Source organism: Paenibacillus jilunlii, assembly GCF_900102965.1.
GTDB lineage: Bacteria > Bacillota > Bacilli > Paenibacillales > Paenibacillaceae > Paenibacillus_AQ > Paenibacillus_AQ jilunlii.
This window is the reverse complement of sequence record NZ_FNGM01000025.1, coordinates 13,333-25,499: the sequence shown is the minus strand read 5'-3', so window position 1 is coordinate 25,499 and position 12,167 is coordinate 13,333. Positions and strand designations below refer to the sequence as shown.

Here is a 12,167-nt window from a genome sequence, read left to right as displayed (position 1 = left end):
TTGTATTTCATACAATAGAAATCCAAGAATTGAGATCCTATGGACGATAGATTCTATGGACGATTCGCCTGAAATCTGCTGCACAGAATGCAGTAGATTGGTGCTGTATGAAGTGCAATAGATGATTTTCTTTCCGGTTTCACCTGCTTCTGTGTTCACCCACAAGCTTAAATCACCCTGGCGGGTAAATACCAGCTCGGAGCTTACAGCTGCAGAAATTCCCACGGTTTCAAAATCAACCGGGGCATGCCGCCCGGATTGTTGTAACATAGACAAGAATAGCATCTTTAGCTTGCTTTGGGCTCACTTTGTTGTACCATAGTCGAGATTAACATCCTTGGGCTTGCTTTGAGCTCACTTTGTTGTACCATAAGGCGAGATTAGCGTCTTTGGGCTTACTTTGAGTTCACTTTGTTGTACCATAGGCTAGCATAGCGTCTTTGGGCTTGCTTTGACCTTACTTTGTTTTACCATAGTCGAGATTAACATCCTTGGGCTTGCTTTGAGCTCAAATTTGTAGTACAACGTGTACAAATCTCGACCTTAGGCTAAGGATAGTACATGCATTGTTGACTATGCGATTTTGTGTGAGTCCCTCTACGGACTTGATGAGCTCCCTTGACGATCTATCTGCGGCTGATGCGGACAGGAAATCCGTTATTGAGGAGGATTCGTCCATCCACAGGACAATCCGGAGAGATTCCGCTATTTGTCCTATCCCCCCTTATTCTAGACTCGAACGAGCAAAATAACGGCTCCTGAGTCCAAATCCGCCCGAAAAGCAGCCTTTTTCGTAAAAATAAGGTAAAATAAGGACTTCGCAGTACGCTTCATTCCGTGGGTGGTGCCCAAACCCTCCTGCACCACCTATATCTTCTGAAGCTTACAAGATATCCGCATTTTTGGGAAATGTATAATTTCCTAAACCAAACCAAAACAGCTGTGCTTTCCTTCGCTGAAAGAGCGCACAGCAGAACTAGATTGTCCCAGAAGAGTATAAACAAAATTGCCTTTCAAGCTTCCTACCCGCTTTATCTCATAACGAAATACAACTGCATTTCTGCCGTTGTTTCCGGGCAAACAGGCCTTCGGCGCTTCAACAAAGGCATTTCTCCGTTGTTTCCGGCAATTGAGCCTTCGGCGCTTCAACAAAGGCATTTCTGCCGTTGTTTACGGGCAAACCAGCCTTCGGCGCTTCAACAAAGGCATTTCTGCCGTTGTTTCCGGGCAAACAGGCCTTCGGCGCTTCAACAAAGGATTTCTGCCGTTGTTTCCAGTCAAACCAGCCTTCCGCCCATCAACAAAGGCATTTCTGCCGTTGTTTCCAGGCAAACCAGCCTTCGGCGCTTCAACAAAGGCATTTCTGCCGTTGTTTCTAGGCAATCGAGCCTTCGGCGCTTCAACAAAGGCATTTCTGCCGTTGTTCCCAGGCAAACCGGCCTTCGGCGCTTCAACAAAGGCATTTCTGCCGTTGTTTCCGGGCAAAACACTCTTCGGCGCTTTAACAAAGGCATTTCTGCCGTTGTTTCCGGTCTACATTCGGCCTTTAGATGAATCAAACAAAAAGATCCCATCCCTTTACACACCTTACGACAACAGAGAAAACTCAACATTTCCTATACCTATAAAAAAACGCGAGTGTCTCCCGCAGGATCCACTCGCGCTGTCCGCCTGCCGCATGTCTCTGCGGCAGGCGTTACCTTGTATTCATTGTCGTCCGGGATGCTTACCAGGCGTCATCTCGCATTGCCTCCGCCCAGCCGCCTTCTTACCTTGCCTCCGCCGGAACGCTCACCAGCCGCCCTCTTGCATTGCCTCCGCCGGAACGCTCACCAGCCGCCCTCTTGCCTTTGCCTCCGCCGGAACGCTCACCAGCCGCCTTCTTGCCTTTGCCTCCGCCGGAACGCTCACCAGCCGCCTTCTTGCCGTTGCCTCCGCCAGAACGCTCACCAGCCGCCTTCTTGCCTTGCTTCCGCCAGAACGCTCACCAGCCGACTCCTTGGCGATGCTTCCGCCGGGAACGCTTACCAGGCGTAAGCCTCCGGTGCCGGGCGGCCCGGACCCGGGAAAATCTCGTCCAGCTTCTTCAGCACATCCGCTTCGAGCACGATCTCGGTCACTCGCAGCGAGTCCTCGAACTGTTCGAGCGTCCGCGGCCCGATGATCGGCGCGGTCACCGCCGGATTAGCCAGCACCCAGGCCAGCGCCACCTGGTCTTCATGCTCTCCAAGCTCCTTGCAGAGCGCGGAGAACTGCTCCAGCTGGCTGCGGTGCTGCTCCAGCTTGGCCGAACGGGCGCTGCGCACGCCGGTCTTGGACAGTGCATTGCGTCCCAACAGGCCGCCGGCCAGCGGACTCCAAGGAATGACGCCCAGGCCCAGCTCCTGCGAAGCCGGAAGGACCTCAAGTTCCGGTGTCCGTTCCAGCAGGTTATACAGATGCTGCTCGGAGACAAGCCCAAGGAAATGGCGTTCCTTGGCCTTAGCCTGGGCGGCGGCAATATGCCAGCCCGCAAAATTGCTGGACCCGATGTAATCGGCTTTGCCCTGGGAGACCAGGATTTCAAAAGCGCCCCACAGCTCATCCCAGGAAACGTTCCGGTCAATATGATGCATCTGGTACAGCTCAATATGGTCGGTCTGCAGGCGTTTCAGCGAGCCTTCGAAATGCCGTCTGATCTTGTAGGCGGACAAACCTGCACCTGAATTGGGGCCGTCCTGCTCGTCAAACATATCATTGTATACCTTGGTTGCCAGCACGACCTTTTCCCGCCGGCCGCCGCCCTGCTGAAACCAGCGGCCGATAATTTCTTCTGTCCAGCCGCGCCGGTCATTACCGCCATACACGTTGGCGGTATCAAAAAAGTTGATTCCCGCATCCAAAGCGGCATCCATAATCCGGAACGCTTCTTTTTCCTCAGTCTCCGGACCAAAATTCATCGTCCCCAAGCATAATTGGCTGACCTTCAAACCCGATTTTCCCAAATAACTGTACTTCATCCGCAATTCCTCCCTTTCATTCCTGAGTGGTTGTTTGCTTCGATATCACTATATACCTTAGAGTCCACTGTAAGGCAAGCCCTGATTACAAGTCATTATCGGGAAAGAGGACTTCCCCCGACTTCAGCTTGATTTCTACAATTTCCTGCAGTGTATTCGACAGCTCACCCGGAGGATAAGGTTTGGTCAGGTAAGTCTTCACGTTTTCAAGCAGGCTTTTATCCGTTTGGTCCAGTGCCGAGGAGATCACAATCGGAACCTTTTCTGTGCGGGGATCATTTTTGAGCATACGGATCAGATCCCACCCGTCCAGCTCCACACCCAGCATCAGATCTACAACAATGGCCACAAAAGGCGTTTTCAGCGCCTGGTCGAATGCTTTTTGCGGATGGTAATGATGGGTGACCCGGAAGCCTTTGCCCTTCAGCTCTTCCGAGAGCAGCAGCGACAGGCTGTAATCATCCTCCACAATCATCACACTCGGCTTCAGTTCCTTGTCCGCCCCCCATTTGGACATTTCCTCCACCGGCCTGCTGTCTTCCGCAAGCTGTACAGGGAGGCTGAACCATACAGTTGATCCTACACCCTCTACCGAATCAATGCCTATGCTCCCCTTGTGTTTTTCGATAATCTCCTTGCAGATGGCAAGCCCCAGTCCGGTCCCCCCGATCCGCTTGGATGCACTGTTGTCCACTCTTCTGAATTTCTGGAACAGCTGGCCGATCTGATTTTTGGGAATACCCAGCCCTTGATCCTGAATCCGTACCAGTATCCGGCCCGGCTCATTATGAAGCATCACTTTAACTTCGTGGCTGCCCGGTGAAAATTTGATGGCATTGCTAAGCAGATTGGTGAGCACTTGGACTATTTTATCCTTGTCGACTGCCACTTCATCATGCACCGCTTCGTCTTCAAAAAGAATATGATGGGTGCTGCTGAGCTTATACTGGTCAATCACGCCAAGTACAATTTCGCTGAGATGGGCCGGTTCCACATTGTACTGCTGCGTACCCGACTCCATTCTCTGCAGATCCAGAAAATCATTGATGAGCTCCGTCAGGCGTTTGGCTTCCTTGTGAATCGTCTCCAGATATTTCAGCTGCTTCTCCGGCTTCATGGTTTTGGACAGCAGCAGCTCTGTGAAGCCAAGCACACTGGACAGCGGTGTCCGCAGTTCATGGCTGACCGTGCTGACCAGCTCGGACTTCATCACATCAAGCTCATATTCACGGGTAATATCGCGGTGTACGAACAACGTGCCGATCCGGTCTTCACGCCGCAGCACAGGAATGGCATAGACGTCCACATGCTGAATCTCTTCCTTGCCCAGCGAATATTTCATGGTACTGGATTCCATCGCTGATTCAGCCATCGCATTTTCGTAGAAGCTGCGCAGCTCTGCCGATTCATTGGACTTGCCGGTGAACGCATCCAGCCAATCATCCGCAGGAACAAGCGAGCCTTCGGTCCATTCGTAGTGGAACAACGTGCTAAGCGCCTTGTTGATATGCTGCATGACGCCTTCGGTATTGACGAACTGGATTCCCTCATTGACATTGTTGACGATATCCTGGTTCAGCTTGCGCCCGTGTTCGATTTCTTCATACATCATGATCCGCTCAATGGCCAGCGCCACCCGGCTGACAAGGCCCTGAATTTCGCTGATCTCTTCTTCGGTAAAAGGATGGCCGATCCGGCTGCCGCAGAATACTGCCAGAATCTCATCATTCCCGCCCACGACGGAAGTATAGTAATCGTAGCAATCGACTTCATCAGGTGAAATCCCCTGCTCCCGCGGCGAGCCTGTTCTTTTGACAATATAGGACTTCTCTTCTTGCAGGCGATGCAGCATGTCAAGATGATGATGGTCGAGATACCGCTCCACTTTATCCTGCGGCACACCTTTGACCACGGCGATCTTATCCTTGACGAGGAAAAAGAGGCTGGAATCAAACGCATAAATCTGGTTCATGAACCTGCTGAATTTCCCGGCAAATTCCTGCTTGTCCAGTGTATAGGTTAGTTCATGATTCAACTGGTTATAGCGCTCAAGCATCACTGTCGTCTGCTCCGTATTCTGGAGGGTAACCGCCAGCTGCTGCTGCGCACTTTTGAGGGAAGTGATATTGTTCGCGATCAGGATATACTGATAGACCATGCCCTCATCATTCAAATAAGGCATCACCGTCATATGGAGCCACACGGACGCCGAACCATCCTTCACCAGTGTCTCCACTTCTCCGCTCCAGATCCCGCCGGTCGATAGTTTGTAGAAGATCTGTTCCAGCTGGGAATCGGTAATATTAAGCAGTTCCAACAACCGGAAAGGATAGCCGATCATTTCGGAATGGCTGTAGCCTGTATATTTGCCCAGATTGTCATTGGCGTAAGTGAACAGCCCCTTATCCGACAAAATGCCGACGGCTGAGGTCTGATTGAGCGCCTTCATGATGCTTTCAATTTCAATCAGAGAGCGCTCCAGCTTGAACTGCTGATCCTGAAGCTCATCCTGCTGGGCCTGCAGCTCTTCGTTCTGCATCGTCAGCTCTTCTTCCTTGTCCTGGATGCTGTGGGCCATATTCAGAAATGCCTCATACAAGCGTCCGATCTCATCCTGCTTATGCAGTCTGCCGAGCAGAACCGCCTCACCCGCCGCAAGCGAATGGGTAGCCTCCTCCAGCCGGACAATCGGATCAATCAGCACTTTCAGCATCCGCCAGATCATCAGCGTGAGAAAAAGGAGCAGAAAGGCGCTGATGCCAAAGGCAACAAAGGTGTAAAGGTCGGCCTTCCGAATGGAGCGGTCTGCCATGTAACTCAGTTGTTCATCGGAGTTGCTCTTGAAGGCCTTGGTATAAGCGAGAAAATCATTCAAGGACTGCGTGCTGCCGCTCTGCGAAAGGGCCCGGATTCCCTCATAATCATCAATTTCAACCAGCTTAATCACTTTTGGCAGCGTTTGATTCTTGTAGTTCGTATAATAATCGGATAGAGCATCCCGGTATTCCGCCTCTTCCGGCGACAAATTCAGCGTGGCGTATTGATCCAGAATGCCGTCCAGATTCTCAAGCGCTGTATTCAGCAGAGTCAGCTCATTGCTGCTCTTCAGGGCAATATAACCTCTGGCCCGGAAAAACACCTCGTTCAGCGCTCCGGCTAGCTCGTCTATGGTATTTGCTTTGGTCTGCAAGACCTCCCGTTCGGCCTTCAGCCTGCTTTGCTGCGAGTTAATATAGAAGAAGAGAATGGTAACTGTCACAACCAGAAGCAGAAATAACAAGGTAATGATACGGTAATATTTCGTTTTGATGCTGTGGTTAGAGAGCTTCGCTGTTCTCATGTAGAATGCCCTCCACAATTTGCAGGAGTTCCATGGGGCTGAACGGCTTGGGCATGAAAAAGCGCGCACCGGCTTCCCGGGCCTTGCTGCGGTCGTTCTCCTGCGCCTTGGCGGTCAGCATCAGGATGGGCATGGCGTTTTTTTGTTCGATGTCCAGCGCCTCCAACACTTCAATTCCGGTCATCTCGGGCATCATATAATCCAGAATAACCAGGTCATACACCTGCTGCGACAGCTTGGTTAATGCCTCGGCACCATTCTCGGCCGTATGAATCTCCACATTCTCCAGGTCCTCCAGCGTGTCTTCAATCAGCATCCGCAGAACCTCTTCATCATCCACTATAAGTACTTTTTGCATTGCTGCTTCTCACCTTTCTGCTCTTCTTGATGACGTGCAAGTTTCTGTATCAGAACAGAAATCTGTGTGCCAGCCGCTCGATTCTGCTCAGCAATTCCGGCAAATGAAACGGCTTTACCACGTAATCATCGGCACCCATTTGCAAGGCATGGATGATATCGCGCTGGTTATTCCGCCCGGTCAGCATGATCACGAGAATATTCACTTCCGGGTAGCTGCTGCGAATCTGCTCCAGGACCTCCAGTCCGTCCAGCCCCGGCATGATGCCATCAAGCAAAATAATATATTTGCCGCCTTGCGCATACCAGTCCGATTCCAGAAACTGCGGGCCGCTTGCATAGCTGCTGGCCATCACACGCCCAATGCCCGCCGGTTTCCAGGCTGCGAAATGCTGGGTCACAATCCGGCGGATCAGAGCGTCGTCATCGACGACAATCACATTCAGCAGCGATTCTTCCTGGCCAATGCCGAGCTGCTTGGTATACAGGGTAGTCCGGTTCCTTCCTTCAGCCTTGCTGGCATATAGCGCCTGGTCTGCTTCCCCGATCAGCCGGTCCGGTTCATGAAGTGCCTCGCGGACCTCCGTAATGCCGGCTGAAAAGGTAACATGAAACTGCTCCTTTTTGGCGGTAAAGCTTCTTGCGGCAAACTCCTGCTGAACCCGCTGCACCACCAGGAGGGCTGAAGCCGAATCCGTATTCGGCATGAACAAGGCAAATTCTTCTCCGCCGAACCGGCAAAAGGTATCTTCTACACGTATGGAACGGCGCACCACCTCGGAAAAGGTCTGCAGCACTTCATCCCCGACCAGATGGCCATAGGTGTCATTCACATGCTTGAAATGATCGAGATCCATCAGCGCCACCGAAAAAATCCGGCCGGTCCGCCGGAAATCGGAGACAAGCTGCTTCATTGTCTGATTGAAGTACTTGCGGTTGAACGCACCGGTCAGCTCATCCACAATCACCGATTCCTGCCACTCCCGCTTCAGCTCAAAACGGTTTTTGATCAGCACCAGGAACAGATCGATGTCCAGCGGCTTCGGCAGATAGTCCATCACACCCAGCGAATAGGCGTACATTTGAATATCCTTGGAATGCTCGCCGCTGACGATGATGATGGGAATCCGTTCTTTTTTGGCCTTGCCGATGATTTGCTTCAGCACATCAATTCCGCTCTGGTCCGGGAGCAGAATATCCAGCAGGATCAGATCCGGCTTGCTCTCGTAAAATATCTTCAGTCCGCGCTCGGCGGACAAGGCGATGCTGACATAATAGGACTGCTTTTCGAGGGATTCGCGTAAAAAAGCCACCAGCTCAACATCATCATCAATGATCAGAATCTCATGCTGGTGGTGAATGCCGTGAAACGGATCCGTTTCCGGCGGGGAACCGTGCAGCATCTGGTGTGCTGCATCTTGTTCATCGTCAAAAAGCTCCAAAAGCGGGTATAAGTAATCTCCCCATTCCGCTTCCGTCCAGCTTCGATGGACATCCTCCGAGAAATACAGCATGATGCTGCCTGCCTGCTTCTCGACCTTAATGAGTCCCACAGTTCCGGCGGTACCCTTCAAATTATGCAGAAACCGGTAAATATCATTTTCGTTAACGAATTCCTGTGAAGACCAATTGTGGAGTGTTTGTCTGGTACGCTGTTCGACCAGTTCCTTGTATTTTCTCGTTGTCATTATTTCTCCTTCAAGCCGCTAATATAAACAAGTTACTTAATCATAGCTTCTCAGCCCTGTCAACTGTATTCTATGAAAAATGGGGCTTAAGATCAAATCTATGAAGATATGGACAAAAAAACTTCGGTTGTAGAGTTGCCGTTCCTTTGCCATAATAATTGAAATGGTTCATTCCGTTAAAGCGGCGGATGGACAAAGCATCAGATAAAATCAATATAAATAGGAGGCTTTACATTGAAGGGGATTATCACAGTACTGGGAAAAGACAAAGTCGGTATTATTGCCAAGGTCTGCACCTATCTCGCAGGCCACAATTTGAACATTCTGGACATTTCACAGACCATCATACAGGGTTACTTCAACATGATGATGATCGTGGATATTTCCGCACCCAGCAAATCCTTTGAGGAGATTGTGGAGGATCTGCAGCAGGTGGGTGAAGAGATCGGCGTGGAAATCAAGCTTCAGCATGAGGATATCTTCAATATTATGCATCGGATTTAAACCGCTAAAAATTGAGATATAAATTGAACTTGAAAATATTACAATTAAGGGAGAAGTGGCGGAGGAAGTCACGACCAATCCCAAACTAGAAAAATCACAAGTTCAGTTTATATATGGCAAAAATAAATGAAGGAGTCCAACCTATGATATCAATTGTGGAAGTACAGGAAACGAATAAAATGATCCGGGAAATGAACCTGGATGTCCGTACCATTACGATGGGAATCAGCCTGATGGACTGTGCCCACACCGATATGCGCGTGTTCAATCAGAATGTGTATGACAAAATCACCCGCTCCGCCGAGAAGCTGGTCAAAACCGGCGAAGATCTGGAGCGGCAATTCGGTGTGCCGATCGTCAACAAGCGGATATCGGTTACCCCGATCTCCATTGCCGCCGGAGCGGTCCACACCGATACCTATGTGCCGGTTGCCGAAGTTCTGGACAAGGCAGCCAAAGAGGTCGGGGTGAACTTCATCGGCGGCTTCTCGGCGCTGGTGCAGAAGGGCTGCACCAAAGGCGACCGGATTCTGATCGACAGCATTCCTGAAGCGCTGGCCGTAACAGAAAGAGTATGTTCTTCCGTCAATGTCGGCTCCTCGCGCAGCGGAATCAACATGGACGCTGTGAAGCTGATGGGCGATATCATCCTGCAGACCGCAGAGCGCACCAAAGAGCGCGATTCCATCGGCTGCGCCAAGCTGGTGGTGTTCTGCAATGCCGTGGAGGACAACCCGTTCATGGCCGGTGCGTTTCACGGTGTAGGTGAACGCGAATGTGTAATCAACGTGGGCGTCAGCGGTCCCGGCGTAATCAAGCGGGCGCTGGAGGAAGTAAAGGGCCATGACTTCGAGACCCTGTGCGAAACAATCAAGCGTACCGCCTTTAAGGTTACCCGCGTGGGCCAGCTGGTTGCCCAGGAAGCCTCCAAACGGCTGGGCGTGCCTTTTGGCATAATCGATCTGTCGCTGGCGCCAACCCCGCTGATCGGCGATTCCATCGCCGAGATTTTTCAGGTGATGGGGCTGGAAGAAGCGGGCGCACCCGGCACGACTGCTGCACTTGCTATTCTTAACGACAATGTCAAAAAAGGCGGCGTTATGGCTTCATCCTACGTGGGAGGACTCAGCGGCGCCTTTATCCCGGTCAGCGAAGACCACGGTATGATTCAGGCGGTGCAGCGCGGGGCGCTGACACTGGAGAAGCTGGAAGCGATGACCTGTGTCTGCTCGGTCGGCCTGGATATGATTGCTATTCCCGGCAGCACCAGCAAAGAAACCATCGCAGGCATCATTGCTGACGAAGCGGCTATCGGCATGGTCAACAACAAGACCACCGCAGTCCGCGTCATTCCGGTTATCGGCAAGGAAGTCGGCGAAATGGTGGAGTTCGGCGGTCTGCTCGGCTATGCGCCGGTTATGGCCGTGAACAAGTTCGACTGCTCCGGGTTCGTTAACCGGGGCGGCCGTATTCCGGCTCCGATCCACAGCTTTAAGAACTAGACTCATGAAGAAGCGCCGCCTGCCCGGGCAACAGGCAGGCGGCGCTTTTTTGTTGTGAAATTATAGATACCGGCTACCCGGCTTCCGACAAAAGACGTGTACGTTCCAAATCAGGGCCGCAAGGCTTTAGGTCGACACATGCTTCAGCTTGCCGGGAGCCATAACCAGGTACAGCTCCTGAATCTGCTCCCCGCTCTGGTCCAGTGTCATACAAAGCACTGCCTGGACCTCTCCTTGCTGCTTGAACACAAGATTCAGCTCGCCGTTGATGCTGCCGACCGTGGCCTCCCACTGGCGCATCCGCTGGAGTACCCTCCGCGATGTCAGCAGCGCCAGCACGCCTTTGCGCCCCACCATAGGTCTAAGAATCGTATGCACTTCCTGTCCGCCGCCGTCACCGACAAGCACAGGCTGTTCAGCCAGCAGCGCCAGCATGCCGCCAACATCATAAGCGGCAAAAGCAGCGGTGAACCGGCGCAGCAGCTTTTCTCTTGAAGCAGGGTTCCCCTCCCCTGCTGCCGCTGCCGGCAACTGCTTCGATTGAAGCGTGCGCTTGGCCCGGCTGAAGATCTGCCGGCAGTTGCTCTCGGACTTGCCAACCATCTCCGCTATGGCATCATATTCGTACTGAAAAGCCTCCCTCAGCACAAACACCGCTCTTTCCGTGGGAGACAGCCGTTCCAGCAGCACCAGAAAAGCATAAGACAGCGTATCCTTCCGCTCCGCTGACGCTTCCGGCCCGTCAAAGGCCTCGCTGACAGGCTCGGGCAGCCACTCTCCAATATAAGTCTCCCTGCGGCTGCGCGCAGAGCTGAGGATATTCAGGCAGCGGTTGGTAATCCCCTTAGCCACGTAGGCCTTCATATTGAGAATACCGCTGAGCTCCCTCTGCTGCAGCCCGGCAAAACAGTCCTGCACAGCATCCTCCGCATCGGCCACAGTTCCCAGCATTCGGTATGCAATCGAGAAGGCATAACGATTATAGCTGCGGTAGATTTCCTCCACGCTAACCTCTCCATCTATCTGCGGAGCCATGCCGCCAGCCTTACTGTCCCGGTCCTTCACTGCTGTCCCCCCCTGTGCTTCTAACCTAACTTCTGCTGTAATTTAGTTAAAACAACCCGGATACATTCCGGTAGAGATCGCGATGCGGTTCCAGTTGTTGATCGTATTGATGACCATAATCCAGTCCACAAACTCCTCCTGGCTGATATGCTCCATAACCTTGTCATACAGCGCCGCAGGAACCCCGGCTTGGCTAATAAGGGTTACCGTTTCGGCAAGTTCAAGCAGCACTTTTTCCTTTTCTGTAAACAACGGCACCTCACGCCATACACTGAGCAGCAAAATATGGTCCGCATAATCGCCCAGCTTCATCAGGTCCTTCGCATGCATGTCCAGGCAGAAAGCGCAGCCGTTGATCTGGGAGACACGTATCTTCACTAACTCATATAATACCTTATCTTTGATCCGTCCGCCTGCATGCTGCTCCAGCGTCATCATTGTCCGGAAAGCCTGTTCATTTACCGCTCTGTAATTAAATCTTAAACTCATTCTAATCGCCTCCATAATGTGTGTACATACTGAAGACAATGTAGCTAGCGGATTTGTGACAGTAACATTTGTGACAGTAACAATAGACGATTTACTTCCTGATTGCACTTTAGGCAACAGAAAACTTATGCCTCTGTGCGCGAATCACATTCTGCTGTATTTCGTGCAACAGAAAGCTTACTCTTCTATGCCAAATCGCGTTCTGTTGTATTTCGTGCAATAG

At 51.8% G+C, this 12,167-nt stretch carries 9 protein-coding genes; 3 read left to right on the top strand and 6 right to left on the bottom strand.

All coding sequences use genetic code 11. From position 1 onward, the window contains the following. Nucleotides 1–981: 981 nt before the first annotated feature. Nucleotides 982–1,554, top strand: a complete 573-nt coding sequence (locus BLQ82_RS32215; protein ID WP_163704434.1) for a hypothetical protein — start codon at nt 982–984, stop codon at nt 1,552–1,554. A 470-nt stretch (nt 1,555–2,024) separates the two neighbouring features. On the opposite strand, the gene BLQ82_RS27720 is transcribed toward BLQ82_RS32215, so the two are convergent. From BLQ82_RS27720 to BLQ82_RS27705, 4 genes are all read right to left on the bottom strand, one after another. After that, nucleotides 2,025–2,999: an aldo/keto reductase gene (locus BLQ82_RS27720; RefSeq protein WP_020426812.1), complete on the bottom strand. Its 975-nt coding sequence runs from the start codon at nt 2,997–2,999 to the stop codon at nt 2,025–2,027. 85 nt (nt 3,000–3,084) lie between these two features. Next, nucleotides 3,085–6,339, bottom strand: a complete 3,255-nt coding sequence (locus BLQ82_RS27715; protein ID WP_062521452.1) for an ATP-binding protein — start codon at nt 6,337–6,339, stop codon at nt 3,085–3,087. After that, a complete protein-coding gene (locus tag BLQ82_RS27710) occupies nt 6,317–6,697 on the bottom strand; it encodes a response regulator (RefSeq protein ID WP_062521450.1) in 381 nt (126 codons plus the stop codon). The genes BLQ82_RS27715 and BLQ82_RS27710 overlap by 23 nt, the downstream gene beginning before the upstream one ends. Before the next feature lie 49 nt (nt 6,698–6,746). Continuing rightward, on the bottom strand, nt 6,747–8,384 hold the full coding sequence (locus BLQ82_RS27705) for a GGDEF domain-containing response regulator (protein WP_062521448.1): 1,638 nt from the start codon (nt 8,382–8,384) through the stop codon (nt 6,747–6,749). 234 nt (nt 8,385–8,618) lie between these two features. Between BLQ82_RS27705 and BLQ82_RS27700 the strand changes: the two genes are divergently transcribed. Both BLQ82_RS27700 and BLQ82_RS27695 read left to right on the top strand, forming a co-directional pair. Then, entirely contained in the window at nt 8,619–8,888 is a 270-nt protein-coding gene (locus tag BLQ82_RS27700; protein WP_062521447.1) for an ACT domain-containing protein, read from the top strand. Between the two features lie 146 nt (nt 8,889–9,034). After that, nucleotides 9,035–10,390, top strand: a complete 1,356-nt coding sequence (locus tag BLQ82_RS27695; protein ID WP_244281036.1) for a PFL family protein — start codon at nt 9,035–9,037, stop codon at nt 10,388–10,390. A 126-nt stretch (nt 10,391–10,516) separates the two neighbouring features. Here BLQ82_RS27695 and BLQ82_RS27690 read toward each other — a convergent pair whose 3' ends face one another. After that, entirely contained in the window at nt 10,517–11,425 is a 909-nt protein-coding gene (locus BLQ82_RS27690; protein WP_062521536.1) for a sigma-70 family RNA polymerase sigma factor, read from the bottom strand. A 72-nt stretch (nt 11,426–11,497) separates the two neighbouring features. Beyond that, complete coding sequence (locus tag BLQ82_RS27685) at nt 11,498–11,944, bottom strand: carboxymuconolactone decarboxylase family protein (RefSeq protein ID WP_062521442.1); 447 nt, start codon at nt 11,942–11,944, stop codon at nt 11,498–11,500. Nucleotides 11,945–12,167 lie beyond the last annotated feature (223 nt).

Coding starts and splice junctions, on each gene's coding strand:
- BLQ82_RS27720 (WP_020426812.1), bottom strand. CDS start 2,999: ATGAAGTACAGTTATTTGGGAAAATCGGGTTTGAAGGTCAGCCAATTA.
- BLQ82_RS27715 (WP_062521452.1), bottom strand. CDS start 6,339: ATGAGAACAGCGAAGCTCTCTAACCACAGCATCAAAACGAAATATTAC.
- BLQ82_RS27710 (WP_062521450.1), bottom strand. CDS start 6,697: ATGCAAAAAGTACTTATAGTGGATGATGAAGAGGTTCTGCGGATGCTG.
- BLQ82_RS27705 (WP_062521448.1), bottom strand. CDS start 8,384: ATGACAACGAGAAAATACAAGGAACTGGTCGAACAGCGTACCAGACAA.
- BLQ82_RS27690 (WP_062521536.1), bottom strand. CDS start 11,425: ATGGCTCCGCAGATAGATGGAGAGGTTAGCGTGGAGGAAATCTACCGC.
- BLQ82_RS27685 (WP_062521442.1), bottom strand. CDS start 11,944: ATGAGTTTAAGATTTAATTACAGAGCGGTAAATGAACAGGCTTTCCGG.